The organism is Acinetobacter sp. CIP 64.7 (assembly GCF_000369745.1).
Taxonomy (GTDB): Bacteria; Pseudomonadota; Gammaproteobacteria; order Pseudomonadales; family Moraxellaceae; genus Acinetobacter; species Acinetobacter fasciculus.
The window spans coordinates 254,162-276,876 of record NZ_KB850177.1 but is presented as its reverse complement, the minus strand read 5'-3'; the positions used below and the strand labels follow the sequence as shown (position 1 = coordinate 276,876).

Below are 22,715 nucleotides of genomic sequence, written 5' to 3'. Positions count from 1 at the left end.
TTAACCACTTGATTCAATGAACTTAGTTTTTAGAAGTAATGAGATTGAGAATCCGCTGCGCCAGATCACGCGCAGCACCCTGATTGGTCTCAATAATATGATGCGCCACTTCCCGATACAAGGGATCACGGACTGCCAATAAATCACGTAACTTTTGTTCCGGATTTTCGACTTGGAGGAGAGGACGGTTTTTATCGCGATAGGTACGTTGCAGTTGAATTTCAACTGGCGTGTATAAATAAACGACGATTCCGCGCTGTTTCAGATAGTCTCGGTTTAAAATCTGAGTAATGGCACCACCACCAGTGGCTAAAACCAGATGGGGACGTGAGGTAAGGTCATTAATGACAGCAGTTTCACGGTCACGGAAACCCTGCTCCCCTTCTTTTTCAAAAATCCAGGGAATGGTCGCGCCTGTTTTACGTTCAATTTCATGATCACTGTCTAGAAATTCGCGTCCTAACAATTCTGCGAGATGTCGTCCTACTGTTGTTTTACCTGCCCCCATCGGCCCTACCAAATAAATATTTGGTAGGGTTTCAAACTCTTTGCTTGGCAAGGAGTCACCTATTCATTTTGTTAAATTCAAAATATATTAATGATTTCTTGAAACACTGTCATTAACAATTCGAGGTGTAACGAAAATCAGTAACTCGCGCTTATTATCTGTTTTTACATCTTTACGGAATAAACGGCCTAAATAACGAATGTCTCCCAAGAATGGTACTTTAGTTTGGTTATTCAGGGTCTCTTGTTCAAAAATTCCACCAAGCACGACTGTTTCACCATTTTCAACCAAGACATTCGTATTTAACCGATTCTTATTTAAATAATACTCACCCATCGGTGTTACACCCGCAATACTGTCACTAGAAATATCCAATGCCATTTGCACTTTACCGTCTGGTGTAATACTTGGAGTTACATCCAGTTTAAGTACCACATCTTTAAATTCAGTCGTTGCTGTTGCACTTGCACCACTACCCTCAGTTGATTGATATGGGACTTCCAATCCAGACTCAACAGTTGCTTTTTGTTTGTCCGCAGTCAGAACTTTAGGCGTAGAAATGACTTCACCATAACCATCCGCTTGTAGCGCTGATAATTCAAGATCAAGCATGAAATCAGATAAACTAATTAAACCAAAAGCAATACGTCCGGCTGCATTTTCTACTCCTAAATCAACATTCAAATTATCTGGACGTTGAATTTCATACTCTGGTATTCCTGTAGTACTATCGATTTCAGGTGTTCTTAAATCCCAAAGTGTGGTATCGCTACCACCAACAAGTAAATGATCATTGTTGGTAATACCTTGAGATAAGATTCCCCATTTCACGCCCATTTCTTTCGCAAATTCAGTAGATGCACGAACAACACGAGCTTCAACCATCACTTGCTTGACCTGTACATCAAGCAGATCCACCATATTACGGATTTTATCAATAAATGGCTGGGTGTCATTCACAATTAATGTGTTAGTACGCGCATCGATAGATACAGAACCACGAGAACTCAAAAGGCTTTCTTTATCATCATTATTAGTAGTATTAGAAGAACTATTTGATGAATTACTTGAGTTCTGTGCAGATTTATTCTGCGTAATCAGTTTCTCAATATCAGCGGCTTTAGCATAACTCAGCTGCATATATTCAGTTTGGATCGGAGCAAGTGCAACACTCTGCTTAATAGCCTTAGCTTCTTCTTCTTCAGCCTTGATCAGTTCTGCAACTGGTGCTATCCAGATCACATTACCATTGCGGCGTTTATCCAGATTTTTGGTTTTCAGTACGATATCCAGCGCCTGATCCCATGGCACTTCTTTTAAGCGCAAAGTAATATTGCCTTGTACACTGTCTGCGGCCACCATATTGATATCGGTAAAATCGGCCAAGAGCTGTAAAACACGACGGACTTCAATATCCTGGAAATCTAAAGAAATTTTCTTACCCGAATAAGCAACTGTTTTAGGACGTAATGGGCTCTTGGCTTCCGGACGTTTCAAACTGATGGTCAGCTTGTTATCAGTCTGGTAAGCCATATATTCATAACTTTCCGCAGACTGAATCTTAATCACGCCAGAACCATTTTGATTCACGGCATCGACACTGGAAACTGGTGTAGCAAAATCATTTACATTTAGACGACGGGTCAAATGAGCCGGAATCTTGGAACCTAAAGTGCGCACAATAACCTTGGTACCCTGCTGCTGTACATCAACAGGAGTATTATTTCCTAGCAGATCAATAACGACCTGGCCTTCACCTTGCGCACCGCGCTGGAAACCAATATTACTGATACCCTGAGCTGACTGTTGCTGCACAGGTTGAGCTATGGCTACAGGAGTTGCCGAGTTAATTTTAAGAATAAAGGTATTACCTTCCACGCGAGTCGTAAAGGCTCCTGCCTCGGTCAAGTTTACCGTCAGACGTGCCCGCTGAGCATCCGAAGTGACATCCACTGAACTGGCTTCACGTGTTGCCACCGGAATACTGCTTTGTTTTAAATTCTGTTGTGCCTTGTCAAAGTCCAGAATCAAACGTGACGGTGATTCTAATTGATAGGCCTGTGGTTGTGGTGGCAAACCATTGAACATCACCCGAATCTCAGTTCCTTGTCCAGGAAGCTGCATGGGTACTACATTGGTCATTGAAACCTGTGCACTAGCCGCTTGCATCACCGCAATCGCAACAGCACCCATGGAAAACTGACGAAACACACGATTCATTGTATTAACATCCCCAAAAATAAATTCTTTAATACTCTTATTCATTGTTATTCCTTTAAAACTTATGGCGCCGGCCCGATAAGAACCAAACTTCGCGGACGTTCCACATATCCCTCACGGCCATCTGGAATAATCTCAATCAAATCGATTTGTGTTGGTGTAATTCCAACCACACGACCATGATTAAGTCCCATATAGCTACCACGTTGAATCCGCTCAACCTCACCATCAGGCGTCTGGATTAAAGCCAGAATTTGTCCTGCCTGATTGCGCATACTGCCTTTCATGGTCAATGTTTCGAGCGGATAACTTTCTAGCGGTTGCAGTTGACGTGATAGGTTTGGATATAACCCGTTTCCCCGCCATAATTTTCAGTTCAGCAGCCAGAGAGCTTGGTAAAAAAGGGCTTTTGATCTGATGTGCTGCATAGTTGAAGGTTTCAACTGGCATAAAATCAGGAGCCGGTTCAATTGGCAAAGGTGGCTGATTACGAATATTAGCCATTTCCTGATTGACTGCATCAATGCGTGAATCGCATCCCAACAATAAAAACCCAAGTGTTAAAGCTGAAGTAATTTTAATGTTCTTCATTACTGCGCCCCCTGAGTAGTGCTATTAGCTTCAGGCTGTGCTGCAGCACCTTCAGCATTACCGACATAACGGTAAGTTTTGGCTTTTACCACATAATCAATGACTGGAATTTCAGATTTTTTCTCTTTATTTTCAGTACCGGTAATGGTGAAATCATGCAGCGTTACAATACGCGACAAGCCGGCAATACTGCTGACAAAAGAGCCAAAAGCGTGATAATCCCCAGTCGCTTCAATTGCAATCGGCTGTTCAATAAAGAACTCTTGTTTAATTTCAGGCTCTAGACGAATATTTTTAAACTTCAGGCCTGAATTCACACCGCTCAGGTTAATATCTTCAACCAGACCCGGAATCTCAGTTTCTTTCGGTAACTGTTCTAACTGCTGGTTAAAACGGGCTTCCATTTCCTGAAGCTGGATTTGATATTGTTGTAAGTTGCGTAATTTGGATTCTTTTTCACGGAATTCATTCAGCAGGTTTTGTTCCTGGGTACTGGCTTGTGAAATCGATTCAATCGTGCTTCTGATCATAACGAAGTAAATCACCGCAAATGCCAGCGCAGCAATAAAAATCCATCAAGTAATTTTGACCGATAAAGGCCAGCTACCATAGTTATTTGGATCTAATGTATTGAATTGCTGAAAAAACTTTTCAACAGTCATTTTGTTTTTGGGTACAGCGACGACATCCTGGCTGAACTCATCGAATTCTTCATTACTCATGATGATGCCCCCGTAGTTGTAGCGACTGCTTGTTGTTCTTCGTTAAGTACTGGCTGAGCGATCTGATCCAGATCTACCGTCACGGTAAAACTACCATAGGACTCTTCCACACGTAGAATAATAGAGCTCGGTGCCTTTTCTTTTGCTTCTTCAGCCTCTAGGAAAGCGTTCATAAAGGCATTTCGATACCAAGATGAAGCTTCCAGATTACGGAGCAGTTCTGCGACCGTATTTGGACTCTCAGCTCGACCTTCAATAGTAAACTTGTCACAGATACGCTGGAATTTGGTGATATACATATTGCTTGGGGTCACCCGTACAATTTCATCAATCAAATGCACCGCAATCGGACGCTGAGTTTGTAGACCCTGAATCAGTTTCATCCGTTCAACAATCGCATTACGCTGTTCTTGTAAACCTTCAAGCGCCTTTAACTGCACATCCAAATTCTGGTTAGTACTTTGAATCAGCTGATTGGCCTGCTCCTGATCTTGAAGCTTGTGATCATAATAAAACCAGGTTGAACCCGCTGCCGCTAATCCCAAGAAAAGCGCCCCCCACGCAGATTGCCACGAATTCATTATTTCTTTTAATTCTTAGCTCATCACGCCAAGGAAGTAAGTTAATTCTTGCCATTAATCAAAACTCCTTAATGCCAAACCGCATGCAACCATGAGTGATGACGCGTCATTTTCAATTTTTTTAATATCAATTTGAGGAGAAAAGCCCATTTGCAAAAATGGATTCGCGATCGTGACACGGTAACCGAGTTTTTGTTGTAATAATTTTGCCAGACCTGGAATATTGGCATTCCCGCCGGCCAGTAAAATATGGTCAATCTCATTAAACTGAGAAGATGAAAAGAAGAATTGCAATGAACGGGCTGCCTGTTGTACCACGGCATCCAGGAATGGCTCTAGCACTTCAATATCATAATCATCCGGTAAAGCACGGGTTTTTTTAGCACGTCCAGCTTCTTCAAAGGATAATCCATAGCGATTCTGAATTTCCTGAGTCAATTGCTTGCCGCCAAACACCTGCTCACGGGTATAAATAATCTTGTTGTTCTGCATCACCGACAAGGTCGTCATACTATGACCAATATCTAAGATACCAACCGTATTGACCCCCATCGGCAAAGTATCCGAAAATACTTTGAAGGCATTTTCCAGCGCAAAACTTTCTACATCTGCAATCTTAGGCGTTAGACCAGAAATTTCCAAAACTTCAGAACGTGCTTCGACATTTTCAATTCGGGTAGCGACCAATAGCACATTGACCCGGTTTGGATTAGTAAGACGGTCTGGCAGAACTTCAAAGTCCAGACTCGCTTCATCGAGTGGGAAAGGAATATATTGTTCCGCATCTTCACGAATCTGAACCTCACGTTTGTCATCCGACATATCTGCATCCATCTCAATGATTTTGGTGATGACCATTGAAGTTGGAATCGCAAAAGCGGCCTGATTCGACTGGGTATTGCCCAAATTAATTGCACGCCCAAGGGCATCAGCGACTGCTTCTGGGTTTAAGATGTTTTTTTCAACAACACTGTTTTCCGATAATGGGACCAAAGCATAGCTCTCTACCCAGTAACGGCCACTTTTTACAGAAAGTTCTAAAACCTTAACAGAAGTCGAACTAATATCGACTCCTATTAACCCCTTATTTAGTTTACGATATAACCTGCGCACAATACACTTTCTATTATTTTTTTGTCCCCAATTCAATCTAACTTACCAATTGGTCCAGTCTATAATTTTATATAGATACAATAACTCATCTAACAATATGGATATCGACAGGATATACTGACCGGTAATTAGTTCGCCATTAGCTCTTATTAAAACTTACTTGTTATGAAAAAGCTATCTTGTTCAGGCCTTGTTCATCCATTTTTTTTGATCATTATCATTATACTGATCTCAATTCCGATGGGTTTCTATGGCATGTATCTCTATATTGCCCCATCTTTGCCTGAAATGTCTACGCTTAAAAAGGCCCCTCTATTAAAGCCTTTACAAGTTTTTAGTTCAGATAATGAATTAATTGCCGAATATGGAGGCAAGCTTTCTGTTCCCGTGAAATATGAACAAATTCCAACCGAATTTATTCATGCTTTCCTCGCCGCTGAAGATTCCAGCTTTTTTGAGCATAGCGGAATCAGCTTTAAAAGCTTGGGCCGCGCACTCAGTGAAACGGTGACTGGCTCGGATGTACAGACCGGCGGTTCGACCATTACCATGCAAGTGGCAAAAAACTATTACCTTAGCCCTGAACGGACGCTAAAGCGTAAACTGACAGAAATTTTTCTGGCTCGTAAAATTGAGCAAAACTTAAGTAAAGAAGAAATTCTGACCCTGTATGTCAATAAAATTTTCTTGGGGAAAAATGCTTACGGCATCGCAGCAGCAGCTAAAATTTACTACAACAAGAGCTTAGAAGAGCTTTCAATTGCACAAATGGCCATGATCTCTGGCCTGCCTAAAGCACCTTCTCGATACAATCCGGTCGCCAATCCCAAGCGTGCCTTGGAACGTCGCAACTGGATTTTGGGACGTATGCTGCAATTGGGCTATTTAAACCAGAGCCAATATCAACAAGCCATTGCTGAACCGGTAAATTTAGATATGCCTGACCGGAGTACCCGAAACAAATTCCCGTATGTCGGTGAAATGGTACGTTCTGAACTGGTACAAAATTTTGGTGAACAAGCGGTAGATTCTGGTTATAAAGTCTATACCACCATCCATAGTGAACGTCAGGCCTATGCGGAGCAAGCGGTACAAGAAGGCTTAGAGGCTTATGACCGTCGACATGGCTGGCGTGGTGCTGAAGCACATGATCAACCCCTCAACAAGTTCCGTGCCTATGCCAATACTTATCCTGCGCAAGTAACTCAGGTGGGTAATTCCAGTTTTGAAGCACTCATGCAGGACGGAAGCAGCGTGACTGTTCCCTGGTCAGGTATGTCCTGGGCGCGTCGCTTTCGTAACGTTAACAGTGTAGGTGGTGCACCGAGCAAAGCATCCGAGATTGTCAAAGTCAAAGACATTGTTCGCTTAAGACCCAATGAAAATAAAACCTCTTGGTCATTGGTGCAGATTCCCAATGTGCAAGGACAATTGATTGCCATCAACCCAAATAATGGTGCGATTGAGGCTATTGTCGGTGGGTATAATTTTTATCAGTCTAAATTTAACCGTGCAACCCAAGGCTGGCGTCAACCTGGTTCTACAATTAAACCTTTTGTTTACGCACTGGCCTTAGAGCGTGGCATGACGCCGCATACCATGGTCAATGATGCACCCATTACCATTGGCAAATGGACGCCACGTAATTCGGATGGCCGTTATCTGGGCATGATCCCGCTACGTCGTGCACTTTATCTGTCACGTAATACAGTCTCAGTGCGCTTATTACAGGCCGTCGGGATTGAACGTACACGTCAGTTATTTATGGATTTTGGTTTACAGGACAGTCAGATTCCACGTAACTATACCATTGCCTTAGGCACCCCACAGGTCCTCCCGATTCAGATGGCGACTGGCTATGCCACCTTTGCAAATGGTGGTTACCGAATCCAGCCGCACTTTATTACCCGCATTGAAGATGCCTATGGCAATACCATCTTTGAAGCCAAGCCTGAATATGCCTGCATTTCATGTATCAATGCAAAAGAAGAAACAACGCAAACCACTGACCCTATTACCGCAGATGACGAAGCAATTGCAATCAACAATACAACTTTAGAGCAAAAACAGGCTGCACCTAAAGTCTCTGCCGAAGACAGTAATTATCGTCAGGCACAGCGTATTTTAAAATCCAGCTCTGCCTATGACATGGCCAACATTTTGCGTGATGTGATTCAGCATGGTACTGGCCGTGCTGCATTAAGAATTGGTCGTGGTGATATCGGCGGGAAGACCGGTACCACTAATGATGCCAAAGACGCCTGGTTTGCAGGTTTCAATGGTAAGTTAGTCACCGTGACCTGGGTAGGCTTTGATCAGCCAACCACTTTAGGTCGCCGTGAATATGGTGGTGTGGCAGCTCTACCGATCTGGACCGATTTTATGGGCAAGGCATTAAAAGGCCAGCCAGAAGCCTGGGTACGTTTAGACCGCAATGCTAAGGCACCGGTAAATCGCAACAAGGTGGTTCAGGCTGATGAAGCACAGAATGATCCGTCTTCTCCGCCTCTGGCGACAGCACTTTACCGTCCTGCACCTGTGGTCGTCCCGAAACGCACAGAAACTGACTTTGAAGATTTGCCAGATCAACCGATTCGTTTACCAGATGATGAAGGTTCTGCACCACAAGAACAGCCTCTTCAGCCGAACCGGGTAGATTCTCTGGAAAATTTGATCGAAGAAGTTCAGTGATCTGACTAATATAAAAAAGCCCTCAGTTGAGTAATGCCAGTCAGTTAAGAAATTGACTGGCATTTTCTTGGGTATTTCTGCGGTTTTCCTTTCACAACTCGTGGGCAACTTCTAACCCTTCTCTCAGGCAAAACATACCTCCTCGATTTCTCCAGTAAACTTTCTAGATGTTTAGGTAAATTCCCTGCGGAGTCTAAAGAATCAAATCTTAATATATTCAGGATGCTGATAGAGGCAATATGAAAGCTGATTCTCAAAGGACTGACTTTTGCACGTTGAGCCATATGTTTCATTTGTCTTCTTAGAATATTATAGGCAATGAAGACCCCCCATAATTCTTGATAAATTAAATCAGGTTGCTTGCTCCTCAAATGCTTACCTTCCTGTAAATCACTTTTGATTTCTCGGTAACACATTTCTATTTCCCAGCGCTGGGCATAAAGCTTCGCCAAGCCTATCAGTGGATATGCCTTTGAATCCATTAATGAAGTGATATAACGTCTAATTTTCCCTGCCTGCTCAACTTCAATCAAACGCGCTTCCCAATATTCTCCTAATGATGGATTTAGCTTCCTGGCTCTAGCTGAAAGAGGCATTTTGATTTGAAAGTCATGCGGGGAATTACGTTTAATGATCTCATAGCGTAAATTATCTTTTGCTCTCATTAACCAATGACTGGCTTCTACTCGTGTTTGCCAGTCAATCAAGAAATCAGCAGAGAAATAGGCTCGATCAAACAAGGTAATACTATGCGATGGAGGACATAATCGATTTGCCAGTGTAAGTTCACCCTGATCCATGCTACCTATTTGGGCATCAATGATTTCATGGGTGCTGGTATTTACCAGGCAGGTTGCTCTCACTTGTGGATAAGGGGCTGCAGCGGTTTTACCCTTAGATGAGCCAAAGTGTTCAAAATTCTCGTCTGTATAAGGCATAGACCAAACCACCCCGTCAACAGCACATACACTAAGGCCATGAAAGTTTGAGTATTGCTGTTGGGATTCTTCAAACCAGGCTTGGCTGAGTAGAGAAAACAAGGTATTCAAGGGCTCTCGTCCTAAACGTTGTCGTGCTTGCACTGCTGCACTGGGGACACAATATTCTGTTGTACCAAACACAAGTTTTAGTTGCTCTACGACATACCCGATCGGTTGATCTCGAAATAGGGCAAGCCCAATTACCAGCCATACCACATGTTCGGCAGGTAATTTTCTTCTCCTGATAGAAGCCTTACCTGTTTGATGTAGGCTTTCTTTAATCCAGTTTAAATCAATGAGTTCACTGAAATGGCTGAGTGAAGGCAAAGAATGTTGAAGGGTGCAATCTAAATTTTCAGATAAAGTCATAAAAAAAATGAGCGTATTGGCATACACTCATTTTTACTACATTTTTCTAATGTCTGCTTAACTGACTGGCATTACTCAGTTGAGGGCTTTTTTATATTCAATTTTTTATTTTTTCTGGAACAGATAAATCTGATATTGCGCCAGCAATTCAAACTGATCCTGCTGTTCGAGTGCTAAACGGTGTTCCGGCTTGGCCTTATAAGCATAGGGTGTCATGGCAATCAGGTTTTTTAAATCAGCCTGTGGCAAAACCATTGGCGCACCAATCACCTGCTCACTAACCAGATTAAATTCATCTTGTAACTGCTCAACAAACTTCTGCGGCTCGTGTGGTTTCACTTCTTCAAATAAAGCCTCACGCATAGCATATAAATGTTGTGGGGCCGGTGTCACCACCATCAAATAAGATTTTGGTTTTAGGACTCGCAGGATTTCCTGTTTGGGAATTGGACTAAATAAGCTGGTACACAGATCAATCGACTCATCTAATACTGGTAAAGTCGCTCCAGTTCCTACGACCCAAGTCACCTCTTTATTCAGCTTGGCTGCGACCTGAACCGCATTCTTGGCAATATCGACCCCAACGCATTGCAGCACTTCGGCCTGCATGGCATTGGTGTAATAGCCTTCGCCACAACCAATATCTAAAAGATTCTCAATCCGCAACTCGCGAATCTTTTCCACGACAGCCTGTTGCAAAGGCGCATAATAACCTGCGCTGAGAAATGCACGACGTGCCTGCACAGACTCAGGCGTATCTCCCGGGTTTTTGCTGTGCTTATGCTGAACCACATGCAGGTTCACATAGCCTTGTTTAGCGACATCGTAACTATGATGATTCTCACATCGCCATGTTCTTTCATTTAAGCTCAACTGCTGGCGACAGACTGGGCACATGAGTAAATTCATCATTTTCTCCAAAATAAAAAAGCCGGCATGCGCCGACTTTTTCCAATGCATTTCTTAGCGCAATTTTAAGGTCATTAGACCCAAAACTACCAGCATAATCGTAATAATCCAGAAACGGATCACCACCTGGGTTTCACGCCAGCCTTTCTTTTCATAATGATGATGTAGCGGTGCCATCAGGAATACACGTTTATTGCGCATTCTTAATGAACCAATCTGCAAGAACACTGAAACCGCTTCCACCACAAAGACACCGGCCATAATCGCAAATACGATTTCCTGACGAACCATGACGGCAATCGTACCGAGCATTGCACCGAGAGATAAAGCACCGACATCCCCCATAAATACTTGGGCTGGATGGGCGTTATACCAAAGGAAAGCCAGACCCGCTCCGATCATGGCAGCACAGACCACCACCAGTTCAGACGAATATTTTACATAAGGAATATGCAGATAATTGGCAAAGCGCACGTCACCGGCCAAATAGGCAAATACGCCCAAACCTGTAGCAACCAGCACGATTGGCATAATCGCCAGACCATCCAGACCATCGGTCAGGTTCACGGCATTGGATGCACCGTTAATCACGAAATAGGTAAAGATAATAAAACCAATACCCAACGGAATCATCGACAATGGAATGCTTAGGTCTTTAAAGAATGGAATCAATAGATCCAGCATATTCGCGGTATGCACTGGATTGGTCTGTTGCTGCGCAATCACATACAAGGCAATACCAGCACCTAATGAACCCACTGAAGTCCAGAAGAATTTTTTCTTCGCAGGCAAACCCGCATTGTCTTTATAACGGATTTTAATCCAGTCATCGGCCCAGCCAACGGCACCGAAAATCACCATCACACCCAGCACAATCCAGACATAAGGATTGGAAAGATCCGCCCAAAGTAGAGTCGAAATCCCGATTGAAAGCAGGATCAGTACCCCGCCCATGGTCGGCGTTCCCATTTTCTTGGCATGGTTTTCAGGGGCATACGAGCTGACTGCCTGACCATATTTCAGCGCCTGAAGCTTGCGAATCATTATAGGACCGAGCACCAGACCAATGGTCAGTGCCGTCAAGACACTGAGCAAAGCACGTAAAGTTAAATAACGAACCACCTGAAACGTGCTGTCAAAGCCCGCCAAATGTTCAAAGAGCCATAACAGCATTTAGAGTTTCTCCATCAATGCAGCCATCAATGTTTCCATATGGGTAAAACGCGACCCTTTAAACAGGAATGACATCGGCTGAGGTTGATGTGTTTCAATCAAACGAATTAAAAACGGTAATGCCTGCTCCTGATTCAGGAAAGCCTGCATTTTTTTACCATATTGTGTACTACGGGCACCTTCTTGTGCGGCCGGAGCAAATTCACCCACAGCCACCACAAAATTAATGCCTTTCACCGAGACCAGATCCCGACCGAGCTTGTAATGCTCAATTGCAGCAGATGAACCAAGTTCACCAATATCGCCAGTGACCATCACCCGGATGCCTTGCTGCTGCGCCAGAACTTCAGCCGCTGCACGCATCGAACCCGGATTGGCATTGTAGGTATCATCAATAAATAAATAGTCTTTGTGCGGAATAAAGTTCAGACGACCTTTCGCACCCACGGCCTGTTCCAGACCGGCTACGATATCATCAAGATTAATACCGATCGCCAGGGCGAAAGCTGCTGCTGCGGTCGCATTTTCGACATTATGCTCACCGGCAAACGGCAACTGAACTGTTTTCGAGCCTTGCGCTGTATTCAGGGTAAAGCTTGAAGATTGAGCATCAAGGACTACATTGCTGGCATAGACTTCACCACCAGCACCAAAACTCAAGTTTTTTTCAGTTTTTACTGCGGCACGAATGGTTTCAGCAAAATCATCTGCAGCAGGAATAATCGAAGTCTCAGAGATATGCGCATAAATTTCGGATTTTGCACGGCAAATTCCGTCACGACCACCAAATTCACCTAAATGCGCAGTCCCAATATTAATGATTCCGGCTACATGCGGCTGCACCATTTTTGAAGTGTAATCAATTTCACCCTGATGACTTGCACCGAGTTCCATTACTGCATATTGATGTTCAGGACGCAGCTCAAGCAACATCACTGGCACACCAAGGTCATTATTCAAATTACCACGTGTCACCAAGGTCGGTGCCAGACGCGACAAGATGCTCCCCAACATTTCCTTAGTCGTGGTCTTGCCACTACTGCCGGTCAAGGCAATCACTTTGAGCTGAGGATTCTGCTGACGGCGATAAGCACCCAACAATCCCAATGCCAGACGGGTATCTTCTACCACTAGCTGGCAAATATCAGCATCCACCGGACGGCTGACAATGGCAATGTCACAACCTTGAGCCGCCACTTGCGCAATAAAGTCATGTGCATCAAAACGCTCGCCTTTCAGCGCAAGAAAAGCATCACCTGCTTCTGCATCACGTGAATCAGTCAAAATCCGCTTGATCTGGCCTGCAGGCTTTTTATCATTCAGCCAGTAGCCTTGGGTGGCCTGCTGTAATTGTTCTATGCTCCACGGCTCCAGCGCCGCAGTACTTGTTGTTGAGGTATGCATATCTGAATCCTAATGCGCTGAATAGGCTGAATCTGTACTGCAATGCTGGGCATCAATCGCCGCCTGCACTTCGATCACGTCATCAAACCAGTGACGTACGCCATCAATTTCCTGATAATTTTCGTGCCCTTTCCCTGCGATCACGACAATGTCACCCGCCTGCGCGTGTTTAACCGCAAACTTGATCGCTTCACGACGGTCATGAATTTCATGATAGGTTTTGCCGGAAAAATCAATGCCATTTTTCATATCCGCAAAAATTTGTGCCGGATCTTCGGTCCGCGGATTATCCGAAGTGAGTACTGCGATATCCGAACCGTCTAAAGCAGCCTGAGTCATCAGTGGACGTTTACCACGGTCACGATCACCGCCACAGCCGAAAACAGCCCAGAGATTTTGTGAAACATGACGTTTCAAGGTCACCAGAACCTGAGTCAAGGCATCCGGGGTATGCGCATAATCCACCACAAACAGGCGCTCGCCATCACGCAGCACCTGCATCCGGCCCGGTGCACCTTTGAGCTGTGGTACAGACGCAATCAAGTTGTTCAGGTCAAATCCAGCCTGCTCCGCCATGATCAGACTGGCGATCAGATTTTCAATATTGAAATGTCCCAGCAATGGACTGTTAACACTATATTCAGCAGAAGCAGTTTTTAGTTTAAAGGTCGCACCTGAAATGCTGTACTGAATATCCTGAACCTGATAATCCGCTTTTTGCTGGGTGGAATAAGTCAAAATTTTAGGCTGTGCCGGATTGTTTTTCGCAGCATCCAGCATGATCTGTGCATGTTCATCATCAATATTGATGACAGCCACTTTTAAAAATTTAAATCGGAATAAACCAGACTTTGCTTCTGCATAAGCTTGTAGCGTTCCATGATAATCCAGATGGTCACGACTCAAATTGCTGTAGCCCGCAATCTCGATATCACAACCATTCAAGCGGCCTTGTTCCAGACCATGCGAACTGGCTTCAATCGAGGCAAACTCCGCACCGGCCTGCGCATAGCCATGCAAGGCATTTTGCAGTTGCAAGGCATCCAGGGTGGTATGCGAAGATGCTTCTAGGTTCGGTAAAATTCCATTACCTGTTGTGCCCATCACCGCACAGGCTTTACCTTGCAGCATGATGAATTCAGCCACCAAGCGAGAAATCGTGGTTTTACCATTGGTGCCGGTGACTGCAAGAATACGCGCAGCCGCAACGGGTTGGATTGCTTGCAAATACTGCTTTTGCCATTGCCCCATGAGATGACGTACATCTGCCACCATCAGATTTGGAGATACATCCAGTTCAGTTTCTGAAATCACGGCCAATGCGCCCTGCTCTAAGGCTTTCTGGGCAAATTGAGCAGTTTTTTCCGGTTGTGACAGACTGGTCAAGGCAATAAAAATCTGTCCGGGTTTAACTTTACGACTATCCAGCTCGAAGCCCTGAAAGGATTGCTTCATCCAGTCAGCGACATCGTGAGGGGTGTAGAGATCTTGAAATGTAATAGACATTGATCACCTATTTACTGGACTTTGGGAGGTTCTAAAGGTTTGTCCAGAGGGACATTCAGCAGACGCAAGGATTCCTGCATCACGCGGGCAAAGACTGGTGCAGATACGGTACCGCCATAGTAGGTGCCTTGTGGATTTTCTACCACCACCACCATGGCAATCCGTGGATCACTGACTGGTGCTACGCCGGCAAACAATGCACGGTATTCACTGGTTGAATAACCTTTACGGTCGGCACGCAATTTATGTGCAGTACCAGTTTTACCCGCCACGCGATAACCGGGAATGGTGGCACGAGTCGCCGTACCCCCCGGCAAGGTTGCAGTTTCCATCATCAGCAGGACCTGATCGGCAATATTGGCATCGATCATCTGCTCACCTTGGGGCTGCTCTTCCAGCTTGTACAGGCTCAGCGGCATTTTTACGCCTTTATTGGCCAGCATGGCATAGGCATCAGCCAGCTGAAGTACCGTCGCGTTCAGACCATAACCATAGGACATGGTTGCCACTTCTGACACATTCCATTTACTTGGTGGAAGAATCAAACCGGCACTTTCACCCGGGAATTTCACTGCTGAACGCTGACCAAAACCGAGACGTTTATAGAAGGTTGGTAAGGTTTCATAAGGCAGCGACAAGGCCAGTTTCGCCACACCAACGTTAGAGGATTTCTGCAGAATACCCCCGAGTGTCAACTGACCATAGTTATGCGTATCACGGATGGTATGATTACCGACCCGCATACTGCCCGGTGTGGTATTCACGACTGAATTCGCCGTATATTTGCCACTTTCCAGCGCCATTGCCACGGTCAGCGGCTTCATGGTCGAACCCGGCTCGAAAGAATCGACTGCACCGCGATTACGCATGGCATCCTTGTTGAGCAGGCTGTTTTTATCATTCGGGTTATACGATGGCCATGAAGATAGCGCCAGAATTTCACCGGTTTTGACATCTACCGCAATCGCAGTCGCTGAACGGGCATTATTGGCAACACCAGCAGCCGTCAGCTCACGGTACATAATATATTGCAGACGCGAGTCGATACTCAGGGTAATATTTTCGCCCGGCTCAACTTCTTTAATCACTTCAGGTTCTTTGACCCGGTTGCCTTTTTTATCGCGAATGATCTGCTGCTCGCCATCCTTTCCGGAAAGACGGCTATTCAGCTGCATTTCCAGACCTTCAATGCCGCTGCCTTCGCTATTGGTCAGGCCAATAATCTGAGAGTTTGGCTGCGGCTGCGGATAATAACGTTTATAGTTTTTCTCGGTATATACGCCCTGAAAATTACGTTTCATGATCAGTTCGGCCTGTTGTGGCGGAACTTCTTTTTTCAGGATCAGATAACGTGAACGCGGACGTTCTTCCATTTTTTTGCGCAGTTCTGCCCGATCCATACCGACTGCATCCGCCAGCTCATCCAGATTCAGGTTTTTATCAGGTAGCTGACGTTTGAGCTTGCGGCTATTCGGTTCTTTTTCCAGCGCCAGCATGGTCTCATCATAGAGTTTTTTATTGTCAAAATAATCACGTGGATCAATCACAATTTTCATGATTGGGGTACTAATCGCCAATGGAATGCCATTACGATCATAAATTACGCCACGCATCGCCTTGATGGTATTGGTTCTTAAAATATTGGCATTGGCTTTATTTTGCAAAAAATCTTTATTAATAATCTGTACATAGAAAGCACGGCAAATCAGTGTCACAAAACACAGCAGCACCACCGCCCACATGATGTAAAAACGATTGATATAAACATTTGAGGCATTTTTGTCGGTGACCGATTGTTTTTTACGTACCGGTTGCTTCTTTCTCTTGTCTACCATGTCGGAACGCTAGCCTTATTTTTTCTCATCTGAAGTTTGTGGTAAGGAAATCACGACACTTTGTGAAACCGGAGGTGAATACATACGCAGCTGTGTCACTGCACGCGTACCGATCTGTGCCGTCGCGCCAAAAGTTTGCTGTTCAATCAGCAAACGCCCCCACTCTGCATTCAGGTCATCCCTTTCACGCAGATAGGTACTCAGCTTTCTGTTGTCCTGACGGTATTCAAATACCTGAAATACCACAAATACTGCACTGATGAAGACCATCAGTATCAGCATGAGATAGATTGTAACTTTTTTCAGCCACAATTTTTCTGTTTTTTTATCAACCACTTCCGTTTTCATGATCTGCCTATTAAGCTAAACGTTCTGCTACCCGGAGCCATGCGCTACGCGAACGAGGATTGGCTTTAACCTCCTCATCACTGGCTTTAACACGAGAAACTTTCTTTAAACGTCGCGTATCTTTCTGTTGTTGTGGCATTCCCCAGCCTGAATCCTCTTCAAGCGTTGACTCTTTTTGAATAAATTGTTTAATCAAACGGTCTTCCAGTGAATGGAAGCTAATCACCGCCAAACGTGCTTCAGGTTTCAAGATTTCAACGGCCTGAGGCAAGAAGATTTCAATATCTTCTAATTCCTTATTAATAGCAATACGAATCGCCTGGAAAGTACGGGTCGCAGCATGCTTATTTTTTTCCCATTTCGGGTGCGCTACTTTTACGATCTCAGCCAGCTTTGCCGTGGTATCAATATATCCAGCAGCTTTAATCGCTTTGGCGATACGGCGACTATAACGCTCTTCACCATATTTAAAAATGATATTCGCCAGCGCTTCTTCTTCAATCTGGGTCAGCCATTCTGCTGCGGTTGGACCTTGCGAGTTATCCATGCGCATATCCAGCGGGCCATCTTTCATAAAACTGAAACCACGTTCAGCCTGATCCAGCTGCGGTGAAGAAACACCAAGATCCGCCATCACCCCATCGACGTGTTCAATGCCCAGTTCAGCCAAGGCATCTTTCAGATCAGCAAAGCTAGCATGAATAATTTTAAAACGTGAATCTTCTTGTTCGAGTTCAGCCGCTACAGCCAGTGCTTGCGGATCTTTATCAAAGGCATAGACGCGTGCATTTTCATCTAATTTGGACAGTAATAAACGCGTATGCCCACCACGGCCAAAGGTACCATCCACATAAGTTCCCGTATTGCGACCCGCCAACAAGGCATCAATCGTTTCGTGAAGTAATACAGAAATATGTGACATAAAAACTCAATCAATAGGGGGAAAAATTTAACTGCACATTATCACCCTGTTTAGGCAAAGCTCCAAACGACTTTTTGTAGATAAATATTACTTTCCATAGAGAAAACCGTTTTAGCATTTTTCTCATACAAAAAAGCCTCCGGTTTTGGAGGCTTTTTTCAATCCAGATGACTTGGCAGATCAATTAACGTTTGCTGTTATAGATCTGGTCAAAAATTGCACCATTCACAAAATGGGTTTTCTGTGCATTGGCCCAACCACCAAAGACTTCATCAATGGTAAAAGTTTTAATTTTCGGGAACTGTGCCGAATATTTAGCTAATACTTTTTCATTACGTGGACGATAGAAATGTTTAGCAGCCATTTCCTGACCTAATGGTGAATACAGGTAATTGATATAACCTGTTGCTAACCATTTATTGCCATTTTTCTCTACAGTACGATCCACAATCGCCACTGACGGTTCAGTCAAAATCGTAATTGATGGATAAACGATATCAAACTTGTTTTTACCCAAGGTTTTTTGCGTTACTAAAGCTTCATTTTCCCAAGTCAGCAATACATCGCCAATCCCACGCTCGGCAAAGGTGGTCATTGAAGCACGTGCAGCAGAATCCATCACTTTCACGTTCTTATAAAGCTTGCCGACAAATTCCTGTGCTTTGGCTTTATTACCGCCTGGCTGTTTCTCGGCATAACCCCATGCAGACAGATACACCCAACGCGGCAAACCACCCGTTTTCGGGTTCGGCGTAATAATTTGCACGCCTGGTTTGGTTAAGTCATTCCAGTCCTTGATGCCTTTCGGATTACCTTTACGTACCATGAATACGATCGTTGAGGTATAAGGTGCCGAGTTGTGTGGGAATTCCTTTTGCCAGCCCGGCTGAATCTGACCAGATTTCACAATTTCTTCGATGTCATTGGCCAGCGCTAAAGTCACCACATCACCTTTCAGACCATCGACCACAGAACGTGCCTGTTTGCCCGAACCGCCATGTGACTGCTTGAAATTCACATCCAGACCGGTGCGGTTTTTCCAGTAAGTGCCAAATGATTTGTTAAATTCATCATAGAATTCACGCGTGGCATCATAGGATACATTCAGAAACTGACGGTCTGCTGCTTGTGAAGCAGTAGCGGTCATGCCTAAACCAGTCGCCAATAAGGCAGCACTAAATAACGATTTTAATTGAATTTTCATGGCAGCACGGAGTTTATCTTCATTAGATATAACTATATGAAATAAAATCATTTATCGCAATTCACCCTACAACATCACAACACGATAAAATGAAAGGTTTTTCTGTATTAATATTTTGTTTTTAAAAGAAAAATACTATTTATTATTCTACTTATATCTAATATATAGAATTTTATGCATTAGATATAAAGAAAATGGATAACACTTTAGCCATTTTCTTTATTCTATTTAGACTACCGCTCACTTATCTTTTTTCATTGTAAATCTGGTCATAAATCGCCCCATTCACAAAATGTGTTTTTTGCGCTTTGGCCCAACCACCAAAGACTTTATCAATGGTAAAGGTCTGGATTTTCGGAAACTGGTCTGAATATTTGGCAGCCACTTTGGCGTCCCGCGGACGGAAGAAATATTTCGCAGCAAGCTCCTGCCCTTTCGGTGAATACAAATAGTTCAAATAACCTTTGGCCAGATGGGTATTGCCATTTTTATTCACGTTTTTATCGACAATCGCTACTGATGGCTCGGCCAGAATGGAAATCGATGGATAGACGATATCGTATTTGTCTTTACCCAGCCCTTGCGTCGCCAGCAAGGCTTCATTTTCCCAGGATAAAAGCACATCGCCAATGCCGCGCTCGGCAAACGTCGTCAGTGAACCACGAGCACCGGAGTCGAGCACTTTGACATTTTGATAAAGTTTTTTCACCAGCTCTTTGGCTTTCGCATCATTCCCGCCAGGCTGTTTCAGCGCATAACCCCAAGCAGACAGGTAGATCCAACGCGGTGCGCCACCGGTTTTTGGGTTTGGGGTAATAATGTCCACACCCGCTTTGGTCAGATCATTCCAGTCTTTGATTTGCTTTGGATTCCCTTTACGCACCAAGAATACAATCGTAGAGGTATAAGGTGCCGAATTACTCGGAAACTCTTTTTGCCAGTCTTTCTCGATTAAACCTGCATTGACGATTTCTTCGATATCATTGGCCAAGGCCAAGGTTACGACATCGGCCTGCAAACCATCGACCACCGAACGTGCCTGCTTGCCTGAACCGCCATGCGACTGTTTAAAATTAACCGTTTGTCCGGTTTTCTGCTTCCAGAACTTGCCAAATTCTTCGTTATATTCCTGATAAAATTCACGGGTCGGGTCATAAGAGACATTCAGGAAATCTTTGGCAATGGAATTCTGTACTGCTGTTCCCACTAAAATTGTCAAGATTGCGGATGCTATTATTTTTTTCATTTGATGTAACTCATTGTTTATATGACTTGTTTATATGACCTGCACTATACAAATCAAAAATAAACATAACAATCATATATTTATAACAATATCTACAATCTATTTATGATTTTGAGATATCTTCTAACAATTAAATTCGGATACATATTCTGCTAGAAAAGTAATCTTCTGCTACAATATAAGACAGTTCTTCACGTTCTCTTCACAGTTGTCTGTTAAAAATAGGCCACCAAAACAGGAAATTACGATTTTTGGTAATTTTCCACAGAGTTATATTATTTCTTTTGTAAAAAATGTGACTTGGTTCTACTTCTTTATGATCAACTGTGATTAAATTGTAGACAGAGTATTAAAAAAACATTTTTAACAAAATAAAACCAACCAGAAGTAAGGAGGAAGTTTGGATATGAAATTTACATTATTCACAGCCAGCATCCTAAGCCTGATTATGTTGTTCTCGATTCAACTCGGTCATGCCGTTGTTGTGAAGACAGATTTGCCGAAGCCTACAGTAAGCACTGTTGAAAGTAAGACTTCGCCGATTGAAAAAGCGATTCAGCAACAAAAAACTGAAAAAACACTTCAAACAGAAGATAATCTAAAAGTCTTGACTGCATTTAAAGTCGCACCTTCGCAAAATTTCTTTGCAGAACAGAATTACCGCTTCACCCGCTTTGTCCAAAGTATTTTTTCGAGCGCTCATTCTTAATCAGCCTCAACAGCGCTGAATATTCCCGGATTTAAAAGCCACATCATTCAATGTTGAATAAAGCATTAAGTGATGTGGCTTTTTCGCTATAATAGCTGCAATTTTATATCTAAGATTAGATCCGGCTATGACTGTTCGTACTCGTATTGCACCTTCTCCTACTGGTTTTCCGCATGTAGGTACTGCCTATATCGCCTTGTTTAACTTATGTTTTGCTAAACAGCATGGTGGTGAATTCATTCTTCGTATTGAAGATACTGACCAACTGCGCTCAACGCCTGAATCTGAAAAAATGATCCTGGATTCATTGCGCTGGTTGGGTCTGAACTGGTCTGAAGGTCCTGATGTCGGTGGCCCGCATGCGCCGTATCGCCAATCAGAACGTATGGATATCTATAAAAATTATGCCTTGGAACTGGTAGAGAAAGGTCATGCTTTCTACTGTTTCGCAACTGCTGAAGAACTGGATCAAATGCGTGCAGAACAGCAGGCACGTGGTGAGTCGCCACGTTATGACGGTCGCGGTCTGAATCTCACTCAAGAAGAAGTTGAGCGCCGTTTGGCCGCTGGCGAACCACACGTCATCCGTATGAAAGTACCAACTGAAGGCGTATGTAAATTCAATGACATGCTACGTGGTGAAGTCGAAATTCCATGGGCGCAAGTAGACATGCAAATCCTGCTGAAAACCGATGGCCTACCAACCTACCACTTGGCTAACGTAGTAGATGACCATTTGATGCAAATCACCCACGTAATTCGTGGTGAAGAATGGATTCCATCTGCGCCGAAACATCAGTTGCTGTATCAATATTTTGGTTGGGAAATGCCGATACTATGCCACATGCCACTGCTGCGTAACCCGGATAAATCTAAGCTGTCTAAACGTAAAAACCCGACCTCAATTAACTATTACAGAGACATCGGTGTACTGCCTGAAGCCTTGTTGAACTACTTGGGTCGTATGGGCTGGTCAATGCCAGATGAAAGTGAAAAATTCACTTTGGCTGAAATGATTGAGCATTTTGATATCAAACGTGTATCCCTCGGTGGTCCGATCTTTGATGTTGAGAAATTGAACTGGTTAAATGGTCAATGGATCAAGGCACTCAGCCCGGCTGAACTTCTAGACACCTTATTGGCCTGGAAAGCAGATCGTGCCAAATTAGAAGAAATTGCAGCTGCGATTCAACCGCGTATTAACCTGCTGTCTGAAGCTGTGAACTGGTCTGCACATTATTTCAACCATTTCCCGACCCTGTCTAAAGAACAGTTTGAAAGCAAGAAACTGTCGGATGAACAGGTACGTCAAAGTCTTCAATTCGCAATTTGGCGTTTAGAAAGCCTGTTTACTTGGAATAACGACACGGTGAGCCAGACCTTGATGGACTTGGCGACACAGATGGAAATCAAGTTACGTGATTTCATGCCTGCGTTCTTTATTGCGATCGCCGGTTCGACTGCGTCTACACCCGTGATGCAAACGATGGTTACCATTGGTCCTGATTTAACCTTTGCACGTTTACGTCATGCGCTGGAAATTGTCGGTGGTCCAAGCAAAAAAGAGCTGAAAGTCTGGGAAAAACTCAATGAAAGCTTAAAGTTGCCGAAAAATGAAGCAGTTGATCAAGCTTAATTAATTTTTGTGTTGACGTGTGAGCGCGATATCCCTAATATAGCGCTC

At 43.9% G+C, this 22,715-nt stretch carries 16 protein-coding genes and 3 pseudogenes; 3 read left to right on the top strand and 16 right to left on the bottom strand.

Annotated features, from left to right (window positions below; all coding sequences use genetic code 11):
* Positions 1–22: 22 nt before the first annotated feature.
* The 6 genes and pseudogenes from aroK to F890_RS01285 all read right to left on the bottom strand — a co-directional run bounded on the left by aroK (position 23) and on the right by F890_RS01285 (position 5,735).
* A complete protein-coding gene (aroK, locus tag F890_RS01310; protein ID WP_005265535.1) occupies positions 23–559 on the bottom strand; it encodes a shikimate kinase AroK in 537 nt (178 codons plus the stop codon).
* A 36-nt stretch (positions 560–595) separates the two neighbouring features.
* Positions 596–2,728: a type IV pilus secretin PilQ gene (locus tag F890_RS01305; protein WP_318270329.1), complete on the bottom strand. Its 2,133-nt coding sequence runs from the start codon at positions 2,726–2,728 to the stop codon at positions 596–598.
* 62 nt (positions 2,729–2,790) lie between these two features.
* Positions 2,791–3,319 (bottom strand): annotated as a pseudogene (locus F890_RS01300) (pilus assembly protein PilP).
* Positions 3,319–4,041, bottom strand: a pseudogene (locus F890_RS01295) (type 4a pilus biogenesis protein PilO). Before F890_RS01295 ends, F890_RS01300 begins: the two co-directional pseudogenes overlap by 1 nt.
* Positions 4,038–4,677, bottom strand: a pseudogene (locus F890_RS01290) (PilN domain-containing protein). The pseudogenes F890_RS01295 and F890_RS01290 overlap by 4 nt, the downstream one beginning before the upstream one ends.
* Positions 4,677–5,735 carry a pilus assembly protein PilM gene (locus F890_RS01285; protein WP_005265529.1) on the bottom strand — a complete coding sequence of 353 codons (1,059 nt, stop codon included), beginning with the start codon at positions 5,733–5,735 and terminating at the stop codon, positions 4,677–4,679. Before F890_RS01285 ends, F890_RS01290 begins: the two are co-directional and overlap by 1 nt.
* Positions 5,736–5,900: 165 nt before the next feature.
* On the opposite strand from F890_RS01285, the gene ponA reads away from it, so the two are divergent.
* A complete protein-coding gene (gene ponA / locus F890_RS01280; protein ID WP_017397739.1) occupies positions 5,901–8,426 on the top strand; it encodes a penicillin-binding protein PBP1a in 2,526 nt (841 codons plus the stop codon).
* 44 nt (positions 8,427–8,470) lie between these two features.
* On the opposite strand, the gene F890_RS01275 is transcribed toward ponA, so the two are convergent.
* From F890_RS01275 to F890_RS01230, 10 genes are all read right to left on the bottom strand, one after another.
* Complete coding sequence (locus F890_RS01275; RefSeq protein ID WP_005104965.1) at positions 8,471–9,775, bottom strand: IS4 family transposase; 1,305 nt, start codon at positions 9,773–9,775, stop codon at positions 8,471–8,473.
* 105 nt (positions 9,776–9,880) lie between these two features.
* Positions 9,881–10,684 (bottom strand): putative RNA methyltransferase, encoded by an 804-nt coding sequence (locus F890_RS01270; RefSeq protein ID WP_005265527.1) that lies wholly within the window; start codon positions 10,682–10,684, stop codon positions 9,881–9,883.
* 54 nt (positions 10,685–10,738) lie between these two features.
* The gene (mraY, locus tag F890_RS01265) at positions 10,739–11,857 is read right to left on the bottom strand and encodes a phospho-N-acetylmuramoyl-pentapeptide-transferase (protein ID WP_005265518.1); all 1,119 of its coding nucleotides are present in this window, start codon (positions 11,855–11,857) and stop codon (positions 10,739–10,741) included.
* On the bottom strand, positions 11,858–13,261 hold the full coding sequence (locus F890_RS01260) for a UDP-N-acetylmuramoyl-tripeptide--D-alanyl-D-alanine ligase (protein ID WP_005265516.1): 1,404 nt from the start codon (positions 13,259–13,261) through the stop codon (positions 11,858–11,860).
* Between the two features lie 9 nt (positions 13,262–13,270).
* Positions 13,271–14,767 carry a UDP-N-acetylmuramoyl-L-alanyl-D-glutamate--2,6-diaminopimelate ligase gene (locus F890_RS01255; RefSeq protein WP_005265515.1) on the bottom strand — a complete coding sequence of 499 codons (1,497 nt, stop codon included), beginning with the start codon at positions 14,765–14,767 and terminating at the stop codon, positions 13,271–13,273.
* A gap of 11 nt (positions 14,768–14,778) precedes the next feature.
* A complete protein-coding gene (gene ftsI / locus F890_RS01250; RefSeq protein WP_005101401.1) occupies positions 14,779–16,602 on the bottom strand; it encodes a penicillin-binding protein PBP3 in 1,824 nt (607 codons plus the stop codon).
* 15 nt (positions 16,603–16,617) lie between these two features.
* Complete coding sequence (gene ftsL, locus F890_RS01245) at positions 16,618–16,884, bottom strand: cell division protein FtsL (protein ID WP_370940785.1); 267 nt, start codon at positions 16,882–16,884, stop codon at positions 16,618–16,620.
* A 76-nt stretch (positions 16,885–16,960) separates the two neighbouring features.
* The gene (gene rsmH, locus F890_RS01240; RefSeq protein ID WP_004281129.1) at positions 16,961–17,872 is read right to left on the bottom strand and encodes a 16S rRNA (cytosine(1402)-N(4))-methyltransferase RsmH; all 912 of its coding nucleotides are present in this window, start codon (positions 17,870–17,872) and stop codon (positions 16,961–16,963) included.
* 184 nt (positions 17,873–18,056) lie between these two features.
* Positions 18,057–19,076, bottom strand: a complete 1,020-nt coding sequence (locus F890_RS01235) for a sulfate ABC transporter substrate-binding protein (protein WP_026056537.1) — start codon at positions 19,074–19,076, stop codon at positions 18,057–18,059.
* A gap of 244 nt (positions 19,077–19,320) precedes the next feature.
* Positions 19,321–20,322 carry a sulfate ABC transporter substrate-binding protein gene (locus F890_RS01230; RefSeq protein ID WP_004732464.1) on the bottom strand — a complete coding sequence of 334 codons (1,002 nt, stop codon included), beginning with the start codon at positions 20,320–20,322 and terminating at the stop codon, positions 19,321–19,323.
* Positions 20,323–20,728: 406 nt separating this feature from the next.
* On the opposite strand from F890_RS01230, the gene F890_RS01225 reads away from it, so the two are divergent.
* Both F890_RS01225 and gltX read left to right on the top strand, forming a co-directional pair.
* On the top strand, positions 20,729–21,031 hold the full coding sequence (locus F890_RS01225; protein WP_004281126.1) for a hypothetical protein: 303 nt from the start codon (positions 20,729–20,731) through the stop codon (positions 21,029–21,031).
* A 127-nt stretch (positions 21,032–21,158) separates the two neighbouring features.
* A complete protein-coding gene (gene gltX / locus F890_RS01220; RefSeq protein ID WP_004732466.1) occupies positions 21,159–22,667 on the top strand; it encodes a glutamate--tRNA ligase in 1,509 nt (502 codons plus the stop codon).
* Positions 22,668–22,715: the final 48 nt, after the last annotated feature.